Source organism: Desulfitobacterium dichloroeliminans LMG P-21439 (genome assembly GCF_000243135.2).
Taxonomy (GTDB): Bacteria; Bacillota; Desulfitobacteriia; order Desulfitobacteriales; family Desulfitobacteriaceae; genus Desulfitobacterium; species Desulfitobacterium dichloroeliminans.
This window is the reverse complement of sequence record NC_019903.1, coordinates 1,209,076-1,230,795: the sequence shown is the minus strand read 5'-3', so window position 1 is coordinate 1,230,795 and position 21,720 is coordinate 1,209,076. Positions and strand designations below refer to the sequence as shown.

Here is a 21,720-nt window from a genome sequence, read left to right as displayed (position 1 = left end):
TCAAAATCAGTTAGCTCTTTTCATATGAATAATACAATTAGTGTTGCCAAAACGTTGCCACGGGAGCGTTTGAAAGTCCGAAAAACCGCATAGTTACTAGCTTTTTACTGTCCTACAAATCATTCCCACTCAATCGTGCCAGGGGGCTTGGAGGTTATGTCATACACTATCCGGTTGACACCCTTCACTTCGTTGACGATGCGCGTAGATATTTTCTCTAGGAGGTCATAAGGCAGTCTTGCCCAGTCGGCAGTCATGGCATCCTCACTGGACACCGCACGGACGACGATAGGATACTCATAGGTCCGTCCATCTCCCATTACGCCGACGCTTTTAATAGTAGGAAGTACAGCAAAGGATTGCCAAACCTCTTTATAAAGTCCTGCGTTGCGAATCTCTTCGACGATAATGGCATCCGCTTCTCGGAGAATATCTAACTTTTCCACCGTGATTTCGCCAAGAATCCGGATTGCCAACCCCGGTCCCGGGAAGGGCTGCCGCCAAACGATTTCATCAGGAATTCCTAGTTCAGCTCCTACTTCTCGAACTTCATCCTTAAAGAGCATGTTCAAAGGTTCGATCAGCTGAAACTGCATATCTTCGGGAAGTCCGCCCACATTGTGGTGACTTTTAATGGTCTCCGCCGTATCGGTTCCACTCTCCACGATATCCGGATAAAGTGTGCCTTGTACTAAGAAATCAATCTCACCTATCTTGCGAGCTTCATCTTCAAACAGGCGAATAAATTCATTGCCGATGCCAATCCGCTTGGTTTCCGGATCAGAAACTCCGCCAACCTTAGCCATAAAACGTTCCTTGGCGTCTACGCAAATCAGGTTGAGATGGAATTGCTCAGCGAATATTTTCTTAACCTGTTCAGGCTCATTCTTGCGCATGAACCCATGATCGACGAAGACACAAGTCAGTTGGTCTCCGATGGCCTTATGAACAAGGACGGCAGCCACGGAAGAGTCCACTCCGCCGCTCAGGGCGCAGAGCACCTGACGCTCTCCCACCTTCTCCCGGATTGCTTTGACTTGAGCATCAATAAAGGATTCCATGGTCCAATCTCCATGGCATCCACAGATATCAAATAAGAAGTGCTTTAACATGGTTTGCCCATCAGGAGTATGCTTGACTTCAGGATGAAACTGAACTCCATAGAAGTGGCGTTTCTCATCCATCATTGCAGCGACTGGGGTATGATGGGTATGGGCAGCTATTGCAAAGCCTTCCGGCAGCTCTGCTACCGAATCTCCATGGCTCATCCAGCATTGCCGCTCTCCCTCTAAACCTTCCCACAAACCGCTGGCTTGATCTACATAAAGTAGCGCTTTGCCATATTCACTGGCTTCAGGATGGATAACCTTACCCCCCAGTTGTGCGGTCATGAGCTGCATACCATAACAAATCCCGAAGATCGGAATTCCCAATTGGTAAATGGCCTTATCCACTACAGGAGCGCCTTCTTGATTGACACTAGCCGGTCCTCCAGAAAAAATAATGCCTTTCGGGTTCCTCGCCTTAATCTCTTCTACGGGAGTTTTATATGAAATCATTTCTGAGTACACATGGGCTTCCCGGACACGTCGTGCAATGAGTTGATTATATTGACCACCAAAATCAAGTACCAATACGAGCTCTTGAGCCATCCTTTTGCCTGCCTCCCACATCAACCTCTTTTTTAACCTTCAGATAAATAGGCTTCCGGTTTTAGTATCCCCACATAAGGCAAATTACGATACTGTTCATCAAAATCGAGACCATAACCAACTACAAATTCATCGGGTATTGTAAAGCCATTATACTCCGGCACAACATCTGCCTTACGTCGGTCAGGCTTGTCCAGTAAAGTAGCAACCTTTATACTAAGAGGATTCCTTGCCACTAAGTTTTCCTTCAAATATTTTAAGGTTAGCCCCGTGTCGATAATATCTTCGACGATTAAAATATGTACATCCTCGACACTCCGCTCCAAATCCTTCATGATTCTCACTACACCAGAAGAATGAGTCGAAGCTCCATAACTGGAAACAGCCATAAAATCATACTTCAAAGGAGTTTTGATTTCTCGAATTAGATCTGCCATGAAGGGGACTGCCCCTTTAAGAATCGCTACAACTAGCAAATTCTTTCCTTTATAGTCACGGGTAATTTCTTCACCCAGCTCAGCAACACGTTTTTGAATCTCCTCACGGCATAATAAAATTTTGCCTATTTTCTCTTCCACCCTATAAACACCTCCACAGATAAAAAACATTCTAGACATAAAATTATATCAGAGTATTGCTAAAGTAGTCAAACAAAAATCGAACGTTTTCCATTCATCAAGGCCTAAAATTCGGAAGAAAACGCAAGAGGCTCCTCAGAAGTTCTGAAAGCCTCTTGGTAATAATCTATTGTACTTCGAAACGATACATTACTGAATGGGTACGGAGATATTGATCTTTTCGCCGTAATCTTTAAAATTCATTGTTAAGGACATCATCTGACTATCGGTTTTGCTTTTCGCTTCAATGACTACCCGGTGAATCAGTTGATCTCTTTTACCTATAAACACAATATAGGAAAAGTCAGTCCATCCATTCTCCATCGCTTGATTCTGAACTGTGGGGTTGAATTTGATCACCCAAGTCTTGAGATCGTCGAGTTTTTCTTGGCCCTGCAGCACCACCTCACCGTACTCCTTAAATTGCAACGATGCTAATGGATTGAGCTCCGCCAGAAAGACTTCATGGGCAGCCGGGACACTTGGATAACGAATCCACCGTTTCGTAAAGGGGTCCTTCATATAGAGCCCTTCAGTCGTTAGTATCATCTCCACATCTGTGCCCACGATCTCCCCTGAGATTCGAGTGTTCTCACCGTCCTTTTCTCCTATGATTTCATTGAGTATGCGATCTTTTCCTTCTACCATTTGATGTTGGATCATCGCGTAGCGAAAAGAGGTCGCCTGAGTCAATTCTTCTAGGCCGTGTGTTAGCAATTCTATTGGGTCGGGTTTCCATAAAAGTTTCCCCACGATACCCCCGATGAACACGGTGCTGATTAAGATGAGTAACAGTATTCCTCTTTTCTTCATATGCTGGCCCCCCTGGCGGAGTTCTTATCACACTTTATGTGGTTCCAGGTTGCCCTATTCCATGGAAATTTTTACTCTTTAATAGTATAAGTCCGCGGATAAGTTCGTTAAATCCGTAAAAAGTATCCATAAATCTGCTCAATCATTTATTAATGAGGTCTTGGGGGTAGCAAAATAGAAACGTAAAAGCAGGAGGGTTTGCAGATGTCATAACCCTCCTGCTTTTATTTTAAGCAACTAATTGATTCATCATAAGTCAACCTATCATCGGAATTGGCAACGTGTGCAAATTCCCTTTGTGCCATTACTTAATTATTTCAATGCGTTATTTTTGCAACATGAGGTAACCAACCTCGATTAATCATCAATTGCAAGAGACGATAGTTCCAATCTAAGCTTTCATCCAGGAATCTGCGAAACATCATTCCGATATGCAATTGATAGGAATTCTGTAGAGCTGCTAGGATATTGACCTGAGCCGCTTTGGCCATTGTCCCGACTGCGGCCGCAATTTCCATATCGTTCATTCGAGCATCCTCAGGAATATTCAGATTTCCCTTTTGTAATTGGTGATTGGTGAAGTGGAATTGAGGCACCTCCGCATTGCATTCTTTCAAGAGTCCTTCGCACTCTTCGATTAAGGGTCTAGTAAGTTTTTCCATAGCTTCTACAATGCGTTCTTTCAGTTCAGAATCTTGGGCGTGGTTATACATAATCTCCAGGGTACATAGATTATGTCGCCCTTGGGAGATTATTCCGTAAATTGCTCCACCCTCAAGATAGTTAACTGGTTCTCGATCTATCATGCCTTGTACGGTAGCACGAGCAGCGGATTGAACTTTGTCCATTACAGTCATGAGTATTCCTCCTTGAAATAGCTTTCCATAGCTATTAATGTACAAAATTATATATTTTATTCTCTTAAAGGAAATTCGATATATGGTGAAATAGGCTATCACATTCTTGGACATGTTTGAATACTCTATATTAGGCATTATCCTTATTGATTCGAGGAGGTGAAACAACTTGTATTGCAACACTTTGGTAGCTTCTCCTCTGCCAGCAATCATGCGATTTATTGCAGCTTTAATTAGGTTTATCTATAGGGTTTTCACATGATATATAAACCTTAAAAGTGCACTTTTTGGGACGCAAAACTATAAGACTTGTTTACGTGGATACCATCAAAACTATTAAAAAGAGGCCTCCCACAAGTTCAGCGAACTCATAAGAAGCCTCTAATCTTGTCCATACCTGTCTAGGGTATGGATATTTCTATTGGAAAATGGACTACATCATGCCGCCCATTCCACCCATTCCGCCCATGCCACCCATACCAGCCATAGCAGCGCCGTTATCTTTGGATGGGATATCAGAAATCAGGCACTCTGTGGTCAGGAGCATAGCCGCTATGGAAGCAGCGTTTTGCAGAGCAGAACGTGTTACCTTCGCAGGATCAACGATTCCGGCCGCAATCATATCCTCATATTCCTCGGTAAGTGCGTTGAAGCCAACGCCACGTCCGGCATTGCGAACTTTCTCAACGACAATCGAACCTTCGAAACCTGCATTGTTAGCTATTTGACGGAGAGGTTCCTCAAGGGCTCGACGAACGATGGCGACACCGGTCTTTTCATCTCCTACCAATTGGAAGCTGTCCAGAGCTTGAGCCGCATCCACTAAAGCAGTACCGCCGCCAGAGACGATTCCTTCTTCAACTGCGGCGCGTGTAGCAGCTAAAGCATCTTCAATGCGGAGTTTCTTTTCTTTCATTTCAACTTCAGTAGCAGCACCGACTTGGATTACTGCAACGCCACCAGCTAATTTAGCCAGACGTTCTTGAAGTTTTTCTCGATCGAAATCAGAAGTAGTTTCATCGATTTGTTTTTTAAGGGCTTCCACTCGCCCTTTAATATTGTCTTGGGAACCAGTTCCTTCAACAATTGTAGTTTCTTCTTTCGTAACACGAACTTGGCGAGCACGTCCCAACATTTCGACGGTGGTGTTTTCCAATTTCAACCCAAGATCTTCGGTGATAACTGTACCGCCAGTAAGAACGGCGATATCTTCTAGCATTGCTTTGCGGCGATCACCGAAACCAGGCGCTTTTACGGCAACGCAGGTAAAGGTACCGCGAAGTTTATTCAGTACGAGGGTTGCTAATGCTTCACCTTCGATATCTTCTGCAATAATCACTAATTGACGGCCAGCTTGAACGACTTTCTCAAGAACGGGGAGAATATCGGCAATGGCGCCAATCTTTTTATCGGTGATTAAGATGAAAGGATCATTTAAAATAGCTTCCATCTTGTCAGTATCTGTAATCATGTATGCGGAGATATAGCCACGGTCAAATTGCATACCTTCAACAACTTGCAATTCTGTGGTCATTCCTTTGGCTTCTTCTACTGTGATTACGCCGTCTTTGCCGACCTTCTCCATAGCGTCGGAGATAAGAGCACCGATTGTGTTATCCCCGGCAGAGATAGAAGCAACTTGCGCAATAGCTTCTTTGCTTTCGATTGGCTTAGCATTGGTTTTAATATCATTGACGATAGATTCAACAGCTTGCTCAATCCCGCGCTTAATCCCCATGGGATTTGCACCAGCCGCTACATTTTTCAGTCCTTCACGAATGATGGCTTGAGCTAAAACAGTCGCCGTGGTGGTTCCGTCCCCAGCAACATCATTGGTTTTGGTCGCAACTTCTTTGACAAGTTGTGCTCCCATATTTTCAAAAGAATCTTCTAACTCGATTTCCCGAGCGATGGTTACACCGTCATTGGTAATTAGGGGCGCACCAAATTTTTTATCTAATACAACATTGCGGCCTTTAGGTCCGAGTGTGATACGAACAGCTTCAGCCAAAGCATTGACACCACGCTCTAAGGCATGGCGAGCTTCTTCATTAAAAATGATTTGTTTTGCCACTTTAAAGTTCCTCCTAACAATTTGAATAAATAAGTCGATAAAGTCAGTTATAAGTAAGCATTTACTATTTCAGTCCATAAGTGAGTAACAAGATATAGGTTAGCCAATTACCGCTAAGATGTCATTTTCTTTAAGAATGAGATACTCTTGACCGTCATACTTAACTTCAGTACCGGCATATTTGGAATAAATAACGCGATCACCGACTTTAACATCTAAGGCAATGCGCTCTCCTTTTTCCACTCTACCAGGTCCTACTGCGACGATTTCACCTTCTTGAGGCTTTTCCTTAGCCGTGTCTGGCATGATGATCCCGCTTTTTGTTTTTTCTTCCATGGGGAGTGCTTTGATGACTACCCGGTCTGCTAGAGGTTTAATGTTCATTGAAGAAAGTCCCTCCTTAAGAACTAAATATTTTTGTAATTGTTAGCACTCATTCCTATTGAGTGCTAACATCATACTATAATAATATGCAAGGTTGATGAAGAAATCAAATCCTGCCAGAAGCGTTTTTCCTAGATTTATGCTTGAAAATCTCCATTTCCCTCGCATTATCTACCCCTTATTGCCCTGATCTGAAATTGACTGAATCTCTTCCCTTCGGCTTGCAATCACTAAAGAGTATATTGACCAGACCCCGGGGGATTTATTCATAAATTTGGTAAAAAATATAAAAAGAGAGAACACCCGATTTAGCATTCGAGTATCCTCTTCATGTTTACCACGATGAATTTAAACACTTAGCTTCTCATAGCGTTTGCGTATCTCTAACAAGGAGGAACCTATAACATTTTGAACAAGGCTGTGTTCAAGATTTAAAAGATATATCTTTGTTTTTCCTATTTTTAAATTTGAGTCGGCATATTCTCGTTCAAGAAGAATTCCCTCTTTTAAGACATGACGAATCAATTCTTTCACCTGTGACGTAGTTGCTCCTAAGTGCTCTGATAAGGCGGTCCGCGCTTTGGTAGAAGCGATATACGTCATGCTTAACTGAAGGTTTGCTAGAATCAAAATTCCTTGTACAAGATCTTCCTCGGCATTATATTTGAAGCGTTTTTCTTCGGTAAGAGTCTCAGTAAAAAAATCCCCAGAATCACTAAACGTTTGGAGATTGTGATGCATGTTTCCATGGGCACCAATGACCTTTACCTCTTTTCCCCAGGCTTTGATTTTTCGGACCAAAGGTAAAAAATCACCATCCCCAGTCATTAGGAGGATTACATCAAAGGCAGAGGTGCGAGTCAGCAGGATTTCTTGGGCTTCCAGAATGAGTTCGACATCCGCTGCATTTCGCCGTAGCAACGTATTAGAAAAACTGTTCTTACCATAAACATGACGTGTATATATATTAATTTTTTCAAAGGAAGTCTGAGCCCGCCAGAATTCCTCGCGATCAAAGTTAGCATAAAGATAAATAGCCGATAGTATATAGTTATTATTTTTAACATAAAGTTGGAGGGATTCCATGAGAATTTCAGGAGTTAATTCATACCCTTGATTAAAGAGTCCAGTCCATATATTTTCATAATCAACAAAAGCAATAGCCTTCAAAACAAAATCACCCCCGTTTCCACTTTTGCTTACTATAGCGTACGCAGGATTAGGACAGGAGTGACAAGCACAAACATTTATTTAGATTGCATCAATTGCTTTTTTCTTATGCGTGATAATTCAATCTTATTAATGGGAAGGAGTTGCGCACTCGCTAGCCTCTCCTTTTAGAATTTGGATCCCATGAGGCAAAGCAGGTACAAGGGCTACCCAACACTCTTTAACTGCTTTAGGAGAACCTGGCATATTGATGATTAAAGTTTTTTTACGCAAGACTGCAACAGCCCGACTTAACATCGCTTTGGGAGTGATCTTATAGCTTTCATATCGCATTACTTCAGCAATCCCGGGAACCATGCGATCAGCGATAGAAAGGGTGGCTTCTGGAGTAACATCACGAGGTGAGAAACCTGTTCCCCCAGTAGTTAGAATAAGATCTAATCCATCCACATCCACCCACTTTTTCATGGTCTGTGCCAAAATCTCTTGATCATCTGGCACGATGGTATAAAGAACCGCTTCTCCGTCAATCTCTTTGACGAGATCTTTCAGTACAGCTCCAGAAAGATCCACTCTTTGTCCTTGCGAGCCTTTATCACTAGCAGTAATGATCCCTACTCTTAGCATTGCTCCATTACCTCAATAGCATCTCCGACGCTAATAGGTCCGCCTTCCAAAACGCGGATGAATATTCCTTCCTTAGGCATGACACAGTCTCCTGCTTGATAGTATATAGCACATCGAGTATGGCATTCTTTCCCGATCTGAGTCACTTCCCCTACACTAGTATCGCCAATCTTGACTTTTGTGCCAATGGGCAAGCTGACCAAGTCAATCCCCTCTGTGGTTAAGTTTTCAGCAAAATCCCCCGGCCCTACATCAAGTCCCATATCTTGCATTTTCTTAATGCTTTCCATAGCCAATAAGCTCACTTGACGGTGCCAATCTCCACCGTGAGCATCTCCTTCAATCCCAAAATTAACTTTGAGTACCCCTTCGCCCACATTCTTCTTCCGCATTCCTTTTTTCTCGCTAGTGCATACTGCAATAATTTTTGCCATTTTCATTTCCTCCAAATCTTTGTTCGATAATTTATATTAACCGTCAATCTCTTCCTTACGGACAAAATGCCCACTCTTGCCCCCGGTCTTCTCCATAAGACGAATCTCTCCGATGACCATCGTTTTGTCGATAGCCTTGCACATGTCATAGATGGTCAAAGCTGCTACACTAACGGCCGTAAGCGCTTCCATCTCGACCCCTGTTTTTCCGGTAACCTTGACAATTCCTTCGATTTCGATGGTCCCGGGGGGGACAATCTCAAAGTTTAGTTTTGCTCCAGTAATAGCTAAGGGGTGGCACATAGGAATAAGCTGAGAGGTTTGCTTAGCTGCCATAATTCCCGCAACCTGTGCGACCGCTAGGACATCGCCTTTGGCAATCTGACCTGAGCGAATCCTCTCTAAGGTTTCGGGTTGCATTTCTACCTTACCTCGAGCAGTAGCTACCCGCATGGTCTCCGACTTATCAGAGACATCGACCATCCTAGCTCTTCCTTCTTCATCAAAATGCGTTAACTCCATAATTATCCTCCAATCTGGGACATAATCCGCTGACCTTGCCAGGCTTCATCGTTCATGTGATGTTCAGCCGGCTTATGCCAAATAGCTTCTGCCAAAGCTTGTTTGACTTCTTCATCGCTCTTGTTGGATCTCAACAATGAGCGGAAATCTAATTCTTTCGCGCTATGCAGGCACAAACGCAACTTACCATCGGGAGTTAAACGGACCCGATTGCAGGTATTACAAAAATGCTTGCTTAGAGCGCTGATAAAGCCAATGCTGCCTTTAAAACCATCAGAAGTAATATATTCTGCAGGACCACCGCCTCGAATATCATGAGTCGGTTTTAGCCCCTCTAAACCAAGGCGCTCTTTCATCTCATCAATAGAAACAAATTCGTTACGCTTATCCGAGCTAACTCCAATAGGCATGAGCTCAATAAAACGCACATGGAGCGGATAATCCCGAGCCAATTCCATAAAACGTGGTAGCTCATGGGTATTTAAATCGCGAACTACCACCACATTAAGTTTTACGGGATGAAGACCAACCTCTAAGGAGCGATGAATGCCTTCTATAACTTTTTTGACATCCCCTCCACGAGTTATTTCTTTAAATTTTTCGGGATGAAAGGTATCTAGACTAATATTGACTCTGCTCACTCCGGCCTTTTTTAAATCCCCAGCCATCTCCGGAAGAAGCAGACCATTGGTCGTAATCATCAAATCCTCTACTCCAGGGATCTGCGATGCTTTCTGTAAAAACTCGAGAACTCCCGCCCGCACTAGAGGCTCTCCCCCTGTGATGCGAAACCGTTTGAATCCCAGCGAAGTGCTGATCTGCATGACGCGTAAAATCTCCTCAAAGGTCAATATGGAATCGTGGGGAATCCATTGGACTCCTTCTGCTGGCATGCAATATTGACAGCGTAGATTGCACCGGTCAGTAATGGAAATTCTCAAATATTCAATCTTTCGTTGATATTGATCTTGCATAGATTTTCCCATCCTTTGCCTCTTACTTACTTTCTACCCTAGAGTAATCAAAAAAAGCTCCACGGTCTGTAAAACCGCGGAGCTTTCCCGCATTCCCTACAGACTCCTTTCCAAATGGGAGGCATGGCCGTTTCCAGTCATACCCGGTGCTTTCACACTGTCTGGACAACCATCGTAAAACATTAGGCCGCCAGCTTCGGAGCATAAAACGTATTTAGTTAAGTAATAATACAACTCTTGTCAAGATAGTCTCTGCATCTTTACTACATTTTTTTATATATTCAGTATACACCATTTTGCCACTTATGAAAAGCCATTAGAACACCCTACTCCAGTGAATAATGCTCAGAATCGTATCATTTCATTGCAATTGCTGTTTTCGCAGTGCTAAACACTCTTGAGGTGTATTGACACTACTTAAATAACGTTGAATCTCTGGAAAATCTTTAAAATCCTCTTCAGTTAGATAGTGAACACTACATAAACGAAAAATATCCCTCAGGCTTAAGCGATGAGCAAGCAGCTGTTTCTCAAAGACGGTCAGACAACTTTTATGGTAATAAGCATGGAGAGGATAAAATCCTCCAGCGATCTCGGGGGCTAAGATATCCTTACCGTCAATTTCCTCGGCCATAAAACGAATAACATCTGAGTTCAATAAGGGCATATCACAGGCTGCAAAAAATGTGTAATCATAGTGAGCTACTCTCAGGCAAGCTTCTAACCCTCCCAAGGGGCCTTGATTAGGATAGTTATCTTTAATCACTTGCACATCATAGTTAGCGTATAACTCCGGATGATTACTGCTAATGACAACTTCCGAAAAAACCCTGTGAAATATAGCCAGACTTCTCTCAATCAGTGGCACACCATCCCATTCGATAAAGGCCTTATTACAGCCCATGCGAGAACTTTTCCCACCTGCTAAGATGATTCCAGTCATGGGCAGAAGGGTTTGACTGACAATAGCACCCATCTATCATTCTCCCTTGTATCTATCAATGAATTAAACTTCTTTCACTATTTTAGCACAGATAGGCCCATTTTATAAAGAGAGAGTGCCTAAGTATGCACGTTTTACATAGCTTGGCACTCTCTCTACTTATCCACTCCGTTGAACTTAGAAATCTGGCTTGTTTTGCAAGCATAGCCGTGTTATCCATTACGCAATAAGTCAACTAAGCTTCACTTATTGTGCAGGTTGCATAAGTGGTTCCACCCGCACACCACAGACTTTATACTCATAGGTCTTTGTTACTTTATCATACGCCCCATTAGTCAAGACATTCGTTGGTGACTCCTTGTAATGCAGGGTCATAAAGAGAACTCCTGGTGGGACTCGTTTGGTTACCCAGACCTTAGTCACTACCTCGCCGCGGCGGGAAACTACTTTAACTTTCTCACCGTCTTGGATACCCAATCGTTTAGCATCCTTAGGATTCAGTTCCGCCAATTCCTCTGGCGCGTGTTCATCCAGCGCTGCCGAGAAACGGGTGGAGATATTGTAATGTTGCAGTTTGCGGCCCGTGGTCAGCAGGAATGGATACTCTTCATCAGGCAGTTCATCCGGCAGCTGATGTTCAATCGCCATGAACAAGCCTTTGCCGCGAGTAAACTTCCCTTCATGCAGGAACTTCGTTCCCAGATGCTCAGCATGGGGAACGGGCCATTGCAGACCCTGATTGCCTAGACGCTCATAAGTGATTCCGGCAAATGCCGGGGTCAGCGCGGCAATCTCTAGCATGATCTCCGCCGGAGTCTGGTAAGCCATCGGATAGCCCATCCGCGTGGCCAATTCGCAAATAATCTCCCAATCAGCCCTCGCATTGGCGATAGGCTTAATTGCTTGGTTAACCCTTTGCACCCGTCGCTCGGTATTCGTAAAGGTACCATCCTTTTCTGCAAAGCTGGCTCCGGGCAGAATTACATCGGCCAGTTTGGCGGTCTCCGACATAAAGATGTTTTGAACAACCAGAAAATCTAGAGTCTCCAGACTTTTACGCACGTGATTGGCATCGGCATCGGTAAGCACAGGGTCTTCACCCATTACATACATTGCTCTCAATTCCTGTGAATCTAACATATCAGGAATCATAAAGCCCGGATTGGGGTTAAGAGTAACTCCCCAAGCCTCTTCAAACTTAGCTCGTACGGCATCGTTGGCAACGTTCTGATAACCTGTGTATACGTTGGGTAATGCCCCCATGTCACAGGCTCCCTGCACATTGTTCTGCCCACGCAGAGGGTTGACGCCGGAGCTTTCCTTCCCTATATTGCCTGTCAGCATCGCTAAATTGGCCAAGGACATCACATTATCCGTGCCGTAAACATGCTCTGTAATACCCAAGGTGTAGAATATTTGAGCACGGTCTACACTTGTGTAGAGGCGAGCAGCCTCAGTCATCAGCTCGATCGGAACCCCAGTGATTTTGCTAACTTCTTCCGGCGAAAAAGCTTTAAGATTTTCCAAGAGTTCTGCATAACCTTCGGTCCGCTCCTCGATAAAGGCACGGTCCTCCCAGCCGTTCTCCAGTATGATATTCATTATCCCGTTGATCAGGGCAATATCCGTGCCCGGCTTTAACCTCAACCACACATGGGCATCCTCGGCCAGTTCAATCTCCCGGGGATCAGCAACAATAAGCTTGGCTCCCCTAGCCAGAGCTTGCTTCATCTTAGTTCCAATGATTGGATGGGCTTCTGTGGTATTCGAACCGATGACAAACATGACTTGGGCATTAGGTATTTCATTAATGGAATTAGTCATCGCTCCTGAGCCAAATGAAGTGGCAAGACCTGCCACAGTGGGAGCGTGTCAGGTACGGGCGCAGTGATCGACGTTATTGGTGCCGATCACCGCGCGCATAAATTTTTGCATCAGGTAATTTTCTTCATTGGTACAACGAGCTGAACTAAGGGCAGCTATAGAATCCGGTCCGTATTGACCTTTGATCTCTGTGAACTTGTCAGCGATTAAACCAAGAGCTTCATCCCAGCTGGCCGGGACGAAGTCTCCATCTTTTTTGATCAGTGGGGTCGTTAAACGCTCAGGACTGTGAATCAAGTCCATCCCAAAACGTCCTTTGACGCAGAGAGCTTTACCATTCACTGGTGCCTCAGGATTGGAGGTTACCCCAATTACTTGGCCATTGCTGACATTCAAATCAAAGTTGCAGCCTGTACCACAGAAAGGACAGGTGGTCTGGACTTTTTCGATGTTCCAAGCCCGACCCTGGCCAACCATCTTTTTCTCCACCAAGGCTCCTACAGGACAGACAGAAACACAAGAACCGCAGAAAACGCATTCCGACTCACTGTAAGGAACATCAAAGGCCGGTCCCACCTGAGAATCAAAGCCCCGTTTAAAGAAATCTAACACGCTACGTCCCTGAATCTCTTCGCAGGCCCGCACACATTTGCCGCAGAGGATACATTTATTCGGATCTCTGAGAATAAAGGGATTGCTATCATCAAGGGGAAGTTCACGTCGATCCCCTCGGTAATCCTCGCCGGTTACCCCATATTCATAAGCATATTCAGCAAGGGAACAGTCTCCCATCTTCTGACAGGTCATGCAATCCAAGGGGTGGTTCGCGACTAAGAGCTCTAGAATCACCTTGCGGGAATTGCGCACTTTTGGGGTCTGTGTTTTGACAACCATTCCTTGGGTCACCTGAGTAACACAGGACGGGGGCAGATTACGCATGCCTGCGATCTCGACAATACAAAGACGGCAGGCCCCTGCATTGGTAAGTTCCGGGTCCTGACAAAGGGTCGGAACCGGGATATCGTGCATTCGGCATGCTTCTAAAACTGTGCTTCCTTTGGGCACTACAACTTCTTTTTCATCAATGGTTAAATTAAGCCATTCCACCAAATCCACCCCTTCTTTTAGGCCCGGAGGACCGCGCCAAATTTACAGGAATCCATACAGCTTCCGCAACTGATACATTTATCCCCATCAATAACATAGGGGGTATTCTTATTCCCGGTGATACAGTTCACCGGACAATTCTTGGCACAGAGACTACATTTCTTGCATTTCTCGGGATCAATCGAATAGGACAGGAGATTACTACAGGCTCCCGCTCGACATTTTTTAGCTTCGATATGCTCGACAAACTCTTCGCGGAAGTATTTTAAGGCGGCAAGGACGGGATTAGGTGCATTCTGTCCTAAACCACAAAGAGAAGTCTCCTTAATGGTGCGCGCCAGCTGCTCCAGCTTGTCCAGATCTGCCATCTTCCCCTCACCACGAGAAATCCGATCAAGCATCTCCCACATTCGTTTATTGCCCTCACGACAGGGTGTACATTTGCCGCAAGACTCCTCTTGGGAGAAGTTCACGAAAAATTTAGCAATATCCACCATACAGGTAGTCTCATCCATCACGACCAGACCACCGGAACCGACCATAGCACCAGCTTGAGCTAAAGTGTCATAGTCGACAGGCAAGTCCAGCAACTCTGCAGGCAGGCAGCTACCGGAGGGGCCACCGATTTGCACAGCCTTAAACTGCTTACCGTCAGCGACCCCGCCGCCGATATCAAAGATAATCTCCCTAAGGGGCATGCCCATGGGAACTTCTACTAAGCCGGTGTTATTGACTTTCCCTGTCAAAGCGAAAATCTTAGTTCCTTTACTCTTTTCAGTTCCGTACTGAGCATACCAAGGGGAACCATTCCTCAAAATATGAGGGATGTTCGACCAAGTCTCTACGTTATTGATATTCGTTGGTTTACCCCATAAACCGCTTTGAGCCGGAAAGGGTGGACGGACCCTAGGCATTCCTCTTTTTCCTTCGATAGAGGCCATCAAAGCCGTTTCCTCACCGCAGACAAACGCCCCGGCCCCCGCGTAGATTTTCAGGTGGAAGCTAAATTCCGAACCAAGGATATTATCACCCAAAAAACCTGCTTCCGTAGCTTGAGCGATGGCAATCTGAAAATTTCTAATCGCTAAGGGGTACTCAGCACGGCAATACACATATCCTTCATCGGCACCGATCGCGTAAGCTCCGATCAGCATGCCCTCAATAACCGATTGCGGATCTCCTTCGAGAAGACCGCGATCCATGAAAGCTCCCGGATCACCTTCATCGGCATTGCAGATTACATACTTCTTATCACCGGGGTTAGTTCGGCACAAGCTCCATTTCAGACCTGTGGGAAACCCGGCGCCGCCGCGTCCCCGTAGACCTGATGCCTTCACTTCCTCTATAACCTCATCTGGCGTCAGTTGCAAAGCTTTCTTTAAGCCTTCGAATCCACCCTGTGCCAAATAATCCTCGATTTTGTTGGGATCAATAAATCCACAATTTTTAAGCGCTATGCGGCTCTGCTTGGCAAAAAAGTTAATATCCCCATAGGTGACTGCCAGCTCGCCTGTTAGTGGTTCCTTATATAGAAGTCGCTCTACCTTTTGATCTTGAGCCAAATCTTTCTCAACAATCTCACGCACATCTTCCGCTTGGATGTGGCGATAGAACTTTTTCTCAGGTTCGATGAATAAGGTCGGACCTTGTTCACAAAAACCATGACAGCCGGTGGCTATTACATCGACACGTTCTGTCATTCCTTGCCTTGCAATCTCCGCCTGGAGTAAGTCGATAATTTTATTAGCTCCCGAGGCCACACAGCCTGTTCCTGCACAGACAAAAACTTGCTTTCTAGCTTCACTGTTCATCCCTATTCCTCCTACTTATACTCTGCCAGGATTCCCGGGATTTGCTCCGGATTTAGTCGACCATGTACATTGCCATTAATGGACATTACAGGAGCTAAACCACAGGCTCCAATACAGTTGACAATTTCCAGAGTATATTGTCCATCGGCTGACGTCTGTCCGTCTTTGATCTTCGTTGTTTTCTCAATAGCCTCGAGAACCTTGGCTCCTCCACGAACATGACAAGCCGTACCGAGACAAACACTGATGACATTGCGCCCCATAGGGGCAAGTCGAAACTGAGCATAAAAGGTGACTACACCGTACACTTTGGCAATAGGAATACGCAAGCCCCTACTTATACGTTTGATAACATGCTCAGGTAAGTATCCATATAGTTCTTGTGCTTCCTGCAGTACGGGAATTAGCGCCCCTTTCCCATGCTTAAAGCGAGCGATAATACCATCCAATTTTTCTTCTTTTGGATCGATAAGCTCCTTGCACTCCTGACACACTATTATTTTCCTCCCCTTTTCCTTTTTTCCAAAAAACAAAGCGTTAATCAAAACGCATGATACCCCGTTCCGTGATTAAAGCATCTATCTTTTTATCGTAAACCTCAACCGGGATACTTTCGACAATCTGGCAGTGAAAAGCGAGTGCTATCTTAGGTGTTGTTTCTCTTACACGTTCAAATAAACGATCATAATACCCCCCACCATAGCCTAAGCGATTCCCTTGTCTATCAAAGGCTACTCCAGGGACAACTATACAATCAATTTCTTCAGGAAGAACACGTGTGAGACCTTCTAATTTCGGTTCACGAATCCCCCACCTTCCCGGTTCAATATCCTTTTCCAAATCACGGATCTGGGATAGAATAAGCATTCCTTTTGGGGCACAACGAGGCAGAACTAGGCGCTTCCCCAAATCAAGTACTTGCTGAGTCAATTCAGTAGTCTCAATCTCATCGCGAAAATTCAGAAAGAGCATGATTGTGTTGGCTTCTAAAAACTCAGGGGTCTGAGTCACCAAACCCTGAATCTTCTGGCTATACATAGTCCGCTCATCCCGATTCATTGCTGCGCGAAGGGATAGAACCTTTTCGCGAAGTAATCTTTTAGCTTCAGCCACTCTATAATCCCCCAAATCACTAATGATTAAATGTCAGACTATTAATTGAGTTCGGCATATTTTAGAGTATTCCTCCTACTATCATTGATTTTATCCTAAAACTAGGGGAACTAAGACAGGAACAAGAAGGGATAAAGAAAGTCCGCTGATTATGGCCACGATTCCAATCCCCTTCGGACCGACGGCAACCAGTACAGGTAAAGTCGAATCCATTGCCGTAGCACCACTGGGAGCTACCAGTGCGAGAGGACCTAGCTTCTTTGCCAAAAAAGGAGCAAAAATAATTGCTAAGACTTCTCTAAAAATATTGCTTAAAAATGCGATTGTTCCCAAAGAAACCGAATGGAGATCAGAAATCAGAACTCCTGATAAACTATACCACCCAAACCCGGCTCCGACTGCCCCACCTTCTCGAAAATCCCAGCCGAAGCATAGGCCAACCGCCATGGCCGCAATAATACTCCCCAGCACTACACCAAAGGGTGCTAAGAACACCTGCCAACCAACTTTGATCATATGTTTCCAAATCTCACGATTCATTCCCAAATCAATCCCAACCATGACGAGGGTAAAATCAAGGGCAAGATCCGTAATCAAAGGTAAAGTATTCGCCCACGTTTCGGGAAAAAAGGTCATGCCCCATAGAATTCCTAGGGCAAACGCCCCCATTATTGCACCAGTCATCCGGTGTGGATGAGCTGTCTCTGTAGCACTAACCTCCATAGTATCGTATTCGGGAAGCAGAGGAGACTTCCCGATAAATAACTTCTCAAGCAATTGTACTGTCACCACACTGCCTAGAATTGCAGCGACTGCAAAGATAAAGGCCTGAAACCCAAAGTTCCCCAATTGGGAAAGGGTATTTCTGTCTACACCAATGCGTAGACCCATGGTTAATAAAAGGATCAGAACCCCAAACATCATTCCTTTTCCCGCCTGATCAAGGAAGATTTTCGGCAACGCGCGGAACCACCCCATCACCGCTCCAAGGATAAGGCATGCAAACAATACCCACATAGTTGTTCTCCATTCTTATGAAAATTCAATAACGCACGTTTTCATTTTATATCGAACAGCAGGAAAAAGAAAAGGTATTTGTTCTATTACCACTCTTGGAAAGTTATCCCCATCCTCATCCCCGTTAAATTGCTCGGCTTCCCAACTTATCCACACTATCCACAGGACCTGTGGGTAAAGTTCCCCAATTTATCCTCAAATCCTTGAAACTCCTCAATCCGCTAATATCAGTTACTCACAAAGTTATCCACATTATCCACAAAACAACTATCCACAGAACATATTATCCCCCCAAAGAGTCTACTTCCCGAATGGCCTATTACGTAATGACTACTTCAACCTATTTTAAATTCCCTTTTCTTGTTATACTAAAGTTTATCTACTCAAAAAACCATTATTTTTTATCCTGAAAATACCTAAAAGCCCTTAAGATTCACTGATTCTTAAGGGCTTTTAAGGTATTTTAGACTAATCCAAAGTAAGAAAAGGTAATTCCGAGGAAAAACGCCCAAATAGGTACGGAACGGAAAACCATTTTAATACCGGCCAAGAAATTATTCTTCCCCTGATTAGCAAACCGATAAAGTGGCTGCATAATCATAAAAATCGTGAATGAATTACCAATATCGTAAAGAATGAGACGCGTTAACCCCGGATCGCCATAAGAAAGGTAGAAAAACAGACTCAGAAACAACATAATATTGCTGTTCAAAGGGGTTGAGACAAAGATGCATTCCGTATCTTTTTCCAGTTTGAATCTCGGAGCTAGCGACCGAAAAATCCCATACATAGCTAACTGGATTAAGATGGCAACGAAAGGGAACAAAAACGACTGTGATACTGCTTTAGTTCCGCTTGCTGAATAAAATATGGTTGCCGGAAGCGTTATATAGAGCACGATACGTGATAAGACCTGTCCTGCCTGGTCCTCCGAATAGGAAAAATATCTTTTAAATAAATAGCCCGAAAGAAAAAAATCGCAAGTGCAAAGATAATCATATAGTGTTTCCTTCTTCATCTACCGATTGTAAATACCTTGAAATGCACAGGAATGGATGTCATTTTTGAGACATCCATTCCAATTTATTGCTAAACAAGAGCCAATCCCGGTATAGCATTTAAATCCCAAGGAGCGTAATCCTTAGCCAAATAACGATAATACCCAGCTGTGGCGATCATCGCTCCATTATCCGTGCAGAGAATCGGTGGAGGATAATGAAATGCAATTCCGCGTTTTTGGCTCTCCTCTGTCAACCGCTCCCTTAGTAAAGAATTTGCAGCCACTCCTCCTGCAAGGACTAGCGTCGGAGCCTTAGTTTTATCTAACGCCAAAAGGGTTTTGCGCACCAGTACATCGACGATAGCTTCTTGAAAGGAAGCAGCTACGTCTTCGACCTTGACTGTTTCTCCCTTCATTCTTGCCGAATTTAAGGTGTTAAGGACCGCAGACTTAACCCCGCTAAAACTAAAATCCAAACTCCTGGGTTCCAACATAGCTCTTGGAAATTCAAAAGCATGTGGATTCCCTTCTAAAGCAGCCTTTTGAATATAGGGACCACCCGGATAACCCAGTCCCAAGGTCCGAGCCACCTTATCTAAAGCTTCCCCAGCGGCATCATCCCGTGTATGCCCCAGGACTTGATACTTCCCATGCCCTTCGAAATACACCAAGTGAGAATGACCCCCAGAGACGAGAAGAGCCAGCAACGGGAACTCTAGCTCCGGATTGTGGAGGAAGTTGGCATAGATATGACCTTCTAAATGATTAATTCTCAACAAAGGTATCCCTGCAGCATAGGCCATGGCCTTCGCTCCAGCTACCCCCACTAAAAGAGAGCCCACGAGCCCTGGCCCATAGGTCACAGCAATTGCGGACAAATCGGCAAAATCCATATTTGCCTCATCTAAAGCCTGCTCCACTACCCCTTGCAGATGGAGAATATGTTCCCGAGAAGCAACTTCCGGTACAACTCCACCATATTTCTGATGGGTTTTAATTTGGGACGAGATCACATGGCTGAGCAGATCTCGACCATTTTGGAGCACCGCAGCTGAGGTCTCATCACAGCTTGTCTCTATCCCTAATATATTAATATCCTTATCATTCACTGGCACGACCTCCCGGTGGTTGCACTATCGATAATCATTAGCAATATCAAGCCACATAATTAAAGCGTCTTCTCGATTATCCGAGTAATATCCTTTGCGCACCCCCGCAGTCGCAAAGCCTAATCGTTCATAGAGTCTTTGAGCACTAGCATTTGTAGCACGAACTTCAAGGGTCATCCGCTCCATGCCTTCTCTAACCATAAAATCGATCACAGAACGCATGAGGAATTCCCCCCGTCTTTTCCCTCTATACTCAGGGGCAATGGCGACATTAGTGATATGGCCCTCTTCAAGTATGAACCATAGCCCCATATAGCCAATAACCTTTTCCTCGTATTCTAGGCAAAAATAGCGGGCATATTCATTATCCCTCAACTCTCCAACAAAGGACTGAGGCGCCCAAGGGACGGGAAAGCATGCTTGCTCGATTTCCATAATCCTTGGCAAGTCCTTTTCTTGCATGGGACGAATAATCATTTCCCCAGACCTGCCTTCTCTTTCTTAGCCCAGTTCATCTCGGCTTCAGATAGTCGAATGTAATAAGGTTCTACCAGCCCATGTTGCTGATTATTCTCCCATGCATTCCATACACATCGGGCCGTATACCCCCCTCGAGGCAGGCCTAAGTAGTCAGGCAAGAGAACAGCTCGCTCACCTAAATAGTCCTTTATATTTTCCCCGTAGCGCAGAACGGCATCGCCCACAAAAATAAAATGATGATTCTGTGCCGCCAATTCTTCGAGCCAACGCTCCGGCTCAATGGCAAAGGGTTCCCTAGTGCGCACTGGCTTTAGCTCTGCCTCGGACCAGTAGTACTGGGCTGTATACCATTCATTCTTACGAGCATCTAAGATAGGTATAATGGCTTCCTTGCGGCTATGCCCAGCCCAAGCTAAGGAATCTAATGAAAGCACTCCAACTAAAGGTACCTTTAATACTTGTGCTAACCCTTGAGCTGTGGCAATCCCAATACGTATACCAGTAAATGAGCCTGGTCCCCGTACTACACCAATAAAATCCAAATCCTGAAGTTTCCAAGTCGAGGCTTTTAGAACCTGATCCAAGACTGGGATCAGGCGTTCGGAATGATTTTTGGTTGAATGCAAAAAACCTTCCGCCACCAAATGACCGTCTTCAGCCAAAGCTAAAGCCGTAACTTTGGTGGTAGTATCAATGGTAAGATATTTCATGAGACCTCCTCGAATTCCTTTAGGCGTCTCTCCCAGTCATCTGTGTTGGACCGGAAGCTGATGTTGCGCGGTTCCTCGCCTGATCCTTCAATACGAATTTCCAAGCAATCCTTCGGCAAGATATCTGCGGCAATCTCCGGCCATTCAATCAGACAAATAGCATCTTCTTGGAATGCATCCTCAACCCCGATGATCTCCACCTCTTCGGGATAACGCAGCCGATATAGATCCATGTGGATTAAACGAATAGGCTGAGAGTGCGCAACCCCCGCATATTCGTTTTGAAAGGTAAAGGTCGGGCTGGTCATAGGTTCTTGAATAGCCAAAGCTGAGCCAATTCCTTTAGCTAAAGCAGTTTTACCCGCACCCAAATCACCCATGAGGCAGATTACATCCCCACCTTGTAGCAGTTTACCAAGCTTTACTCCTAAGAAGTGGGTATTCTCTGCATTTAGACTTTGGACCACTAGATTCATTTCGAA

At 44.7% G+C, this 21,720-nt stretch carries 22 protein-coding genes and 1 riboswitch; all 22 genes read right to left on the bottom strand.

Annotated elements, in window-relative coordinates:
• Positions 1 to 119: 119 nt before the first annotated feature.
• Positions 120 to 1,652: a glutamine-hydrolyzing GMP synthase gene (gene guaA / locus DESDI_RS05785; protein ID WP_015261705.1), complete on the bottom strand. Its 1,533-nt coding sequence runs from the start codon at positions 1,650 to 1,652 to the stop codon at positions 120 to 122.
• A gap of 32 nt (positions 1,653 to 1,684) precedes the next feature.
• Positions 1,685 to 2,230 (bottom strand): hypoxanthine phosphoribosyltransferase, encoded by a 546-nt coding sequence (gene hpt / locus DESDI_RS05780; RefSeq protein WP_015261704.1) that lies wholly within the window; start codon positions 2,228 to 2,230, stop codon positions 1,685 to 1,687.
• Positions 2,231 to 2,419: 189 nt separating this feature from the next.
• Positions 2,420 to 3,082: a hypothetical protein gene (locus DESDI_RS05775; protein WP_015261703.1), complete on the bottom strand. Its 663-nt coding sequence runs from the start codon at positions 3,080 to 3,082 to the stop codon at positions 2,420 to 2,422.
• A 317-nt stretch (positions 3,083 to 3,399) separates the two neighbouring features.
• Positions 3,400 to 3,939 carry a DUF3231 family protein gene (locus DESDI_RS05770; RefSeq protein ID WP_015261702.1) on the bottom strand — a complete coding sequence of 180 codons (540 nt, stop codon included), beginning with the start codon at positions 3,937 to 3,939 and terminating at the stop codon, positions 3,400 to 3,402.
• A 433-nt stretch (positions 3,940 to 4,372) separates the two neighbouring features.
• On the bottom strand, positions 4,373 to 6,013 hold the full coding sequence (gene groL / locus DESDI_RS05765; protein ID WP_015261701.1) for a chaperonin GroEL: 1,641 nt from the start codon (positions 6,011 to 6,013) through the stop codon (positions 4,373 to 4,375).
• Positions 6,014 to 6,112: 99 nt separating this feature from the next.
• A complete protein-coding gene (gene groES, locus DESDI_RS05760; protein WP_015261700.1) occupies positions 6,113 to 6,397 on the bottom strand; it encodes a co-chaperone GroES in 285 nt (94 codons plus the stop codon).
• A 348-nt stretch (positions 6,398 to 6,745) separates the two neighbouring features.
• The gene (locus DESDI_RS05755; protein ID WP_015261699.1) at positions 6,746 to 7,567 is read right to left on the bottom strand and encodes an NYN domain-containing protein; all 822 of its coding nucleotides are present in this window, start codon (positions 7,565 to 7,567) and stop codon (positions 6,746 to 6,748) included.
• A gap of 129 nt (positions 7,568 to 7,696) precedes the next feature.
• On the bottom strand, positions 7,697 to 8,194 hold the full coding sequence (locus DESDI_RS05750; protein WP_015261698.1) for a MogA/MoaB family molybdenum cofactor biosynthesis protein: 498 nt from the start codon (positions 8,192 to 8,194) through the stop codon (positions 7,697 to 7,699).
• On the bottom strand, positions 8,188 to 8,628 hold the full coding sequence (locus DESDI_RS05745) for an MOSC domain-containing protein (protein ID WP_015261697.1): 441 nt from the start codon (positions 8,626 to 8,628) through the stop codon (positions 8,188 to 8,190). The genes DESDI_RS05750 and DESDI_RS05745 overlap by 7 nt, the downstream gene beginning before the upstream one ends.
• Before the next feature lie 36 nt (positions 8,629 to 8,664).
• Positions 8,665 to 9,150, bottom strand: a complete 486-nt coding sequence (gene moaC / locus DESDI_RS05740; protein ID WP_015261696.1) for a cyclic pyranopterin monophosphate synthase MoaC — start codon at positions 9,148 to 9,150, stop codon at positions 8,665 to 8,667.
• Positions 9,151 to 9,152: 2 nt separating this feature from the next.
• Complete coding sequence (gene moaA, locus DESDI_RS05735; protein WP_041219768.1) at positions 9,153 to 10,124, bottom strand: GTP 3',8-cyclase MoaA; 972 nt, start codon at positions 10,122 to 10,124, stop codon at positions 9,153 to 9,155.
• Between the two features lie 87 nt (positions 10,125 to 10,211).
• Positions 10,212 to 10,338: riboswitch (molybdenum cofactor riboswitch) on the bottom strand.
• A 147-nt stretch (positions 10,339 to 10,485) separates the two neighbouring features.
• Positions 10,486 to 11,100, bottom strand: coding sequence for a molybdenum cofactor guanylyltransferase (gene mobA / locus DESDI_RS05730; protein WP_015261694.1), 615 nt, complete (start codon positions 11,098 to 11,100; stop codon positions 10,486 to 10,488).
• A gap of 213 nt (positions 11,101 to 11,313) precedes the next feature.
• On the bottom strand, positions 11,314 to 13,998 hold the full coding sequence (gene fdhF / locus DESDI_RS17560; RefSeq protein WP_015261693.1) for a formate dehydrogenase subunit alpha: 2,685 nt from the start codon (positions 13,996 to 13,998) through the stop codon (positions 11,314 to 11,316).
• Positions 13,999 to 14,015: 17 nt separating this feature from the next.
• Positions 14,016 to 15,809 carry an NADH-quinone oxidoreductase subunit NuoF gene (gene nuoF / locus DESDI_RS05715; RefSeq protein WP_015261692.1) on the bottom strand — a complete coding sequence of 598 codons (1,794 nt, stop codon included), beginning with the start codon at positions 15,807 to 15,809 and terminating at the stop codon, positions 14,016 to 14,018.
• Between the two features lie 11 nt (positions 15,810 to 15,820).
• Positions 15,821 to 16,303, bottom strand: coding sequence for an NADH-quinone oxidoreductase subunit NuoE (nuoE, locus tag DESDI_RS05710; RefSeq protein WP_015261691.1), 483 nt, complete (start codon positions 16,301 to 16,303; stop codon positions 15,821 to 15,823).
• 43 nt (positions 16,304 to 16,346) lie between these two features.
• The gene (locus DESDI_RS05705; RefSeq protein WP_015261690.1) at positions 16,347 to 16,922 is read right to left on the bottom strand and encodes a 5-formyltetrahydrofolate cyclo-ligase; all 576 of its coding nucleotides are present in this window, start codon (positions 16,920 to 16,922) and stop codon (positions 16,347 to 16,349) included.
• A 90-nt stretch (positions 16,923 to 17,012) separates the two neighbouring features.
• Positions 17,013 to 17,939: a LysO family transporter gene (locus DESDI_RS05700; protein ID WP_015261689.1), complete on the bottom strand. Its 927-nt coding sequence runs from the start codon at positions 17,937 to 17,939 to the stop codon at positions 17,013 to 17,015.
• 463 nt (positions 17,940 to 18,402) lie between these two features.
• The gene (locus DESDI_RS05695) at positions 18,403 to 18,957 is read right to left on the bottom strand and encodes an AEC family transporter (RefSeq protein ID WP_015261688.1); all 555 of its coding nucleotides are present in this window, start codon (positions 18,955 to 18,957) and stop codon (positions 18,403 to 18,405) included.
• 71 nt (positions 18,958 to 19,028) lie between these two features.
• A complete protein-coding gene (tsaD, locus tag DESDI_RS05690; protein WP_015261687.1) occupies positions 19,029 to 20,048 on the bottom strand; it encodes a tRNA (adenosine(37)-N6)-threonylcarbamoyltransferase complex transferase subunit TsaD in 1,020 nt (339 codons plus the stop codon).
• 24 nt (positions 20,049 to 20,072) lie between these two features.
• Positions 20,073 to 20,525, bottom strand: coding sequence for a ribosomal protein S18-alanine N-acetyltransferase (rimI, locus tag DESDI_RS05685; protein WP_015261686.1), 453 nt, complete (start codon positions 20,523 to 20,525; stop codon positions 20,073 to 20,075).
• Positions 20,522 to 21,238, bottom strand: coding sequence for a tRNA (adenosine(37)-N6)-threonylcarbamoyltransferase complex dimerization subunit type 1 TsaB (gene tsaB, locus DESDI_RS05680; protein ID WP_015261685.1), 717 nt, complete (start codon positions 21,236 to 21,238; stop codon positions 20,522 to 20,524). Before tsaB ends, rimI begins: the two co-directional genes overlap by 4 nt.
• Entirely contained in the window at positions 21,235 to 21,714 is a 480-nt protein-coding gene (tsaE, locus tag DESDI_RS05675; RefSeq protein WP_015261684.1) for a tRNA (adenosine(37)-N6)-threonylcarbamoyltransferase complex ATPase subunit type 1 TsaE, read from the bottom strand. The genes tsaB and tsaE overlap by 4 nt, the downstream gene beginning before the upstream one ends.
• Positions 21,715 to 21,720: the final 6 nt, after the last annotated feature.

Excerpts from the sequence above, each read along its gene's own strand:
- moaA (WP_041219768.1), bottom strand. The coding sequence starts at position 10,124 with ATGCAAGATCAATATCAACGAAAGATTGAATATTTGAGAATTTCCATT.
- DESDI_RS05745 (WP_015261697.1), bottom strand. The coding sequence starts at position 8,628 with ATGGCAAAAATTATTGCAGTATGCACTAGCGAGAAAAAAGGAATGCGG.
- tsaB (WP_015261685.1), bottom strand. The coding sequence starts at position 21,238 with ATGAAATATCTTACCATTGATACTACCACCAAAGTTACGGCTTTAGCT.
- nuoF (WP_015261692.1), bottom strand. The coding sequence starts at position 15,809 with ATGAACAGTGAAGCTAGAAAGCAAGTTTTTGTCTGTGCAGGAACAGGC.
- rimI (WP_015261686.1), bottom strand. The coding sequence starts at position 20,525 with ATGATTATTCGTCCCATGCAAGAAAAGGACTTGCCAAGGATTATGGAA.
- mobA (WP_015261694.1), bottom strand. The coding sequence starts at position 11,100 with ATGGGTGCTATTGTCAGTCAAACCCTTCTGCCCATGACTGGAATCATC.
- DESDI_RS05700 (WP_015261689.1), bottom strand. The coding sequence starts at position 17,939 with ATGTGGGTATTGTTTGCATGCCTTATCCTTGGAGCGGTGATGGGGTGG.
- DESDI_RS05750 (WP_015261698.1), bottom strand. The coding sequence starts at position 8,194 with ATGCTAAGAGTAGGGATCATTACTGCTAGTGATAAAGGCTCGCAAGGA.
- DESDI_RS05695 (WP_015261688.1), bottom strand. The coding sequence starts at position 18,957 with ATGAAGAAGGAAACACTATATGATTATCTTTGCACTTGCGATTTTTTT.
- moaC (WP_015261696.1), bottom strand. The coding sequence starts at position 9,150 with ATGGAGTTAACGCATTTTGATGAAGAAGGAAGAGCTAGGATGGTCGAT.
- DESDI_RS05770 (WP_015261702.1), bottom strand. The coding sequence starts at position 3,939 with ATGACTGTAATGGACAAAGTTCAATCCGCTGCTCGTGCTACCGTACAA.
- tsaE (WP_015261684.1), bottom strand. The coding sequence starts at position 21,714 with ATGAATCTAGTGGTCCAAAGTCTAAATGCAGAGAATACCCACTTCTTA.
- groES (WP_015261700.1), bottom strand. The coding sequence starts at position 6,397 with ATGAACATTAAACCTCTAGCAGACCGGGTAGTCATCAAAGCACTCCCC.
- DESDI_RS05775 (WP_015261703.1), bottom strand. The coding sequence starts at position 3,082 with ATGAAGAAAAGAGGAATACTGTTACTCATCTTAATCAGCACCGTGTTC.
- guaA (WP_015261705.1), bottom strand. The coding sequence starts at position 1,652 with ATGGCTCAAGAGCTCGTATTGGTACTTGATTTTGGTGGTCAATATAAT.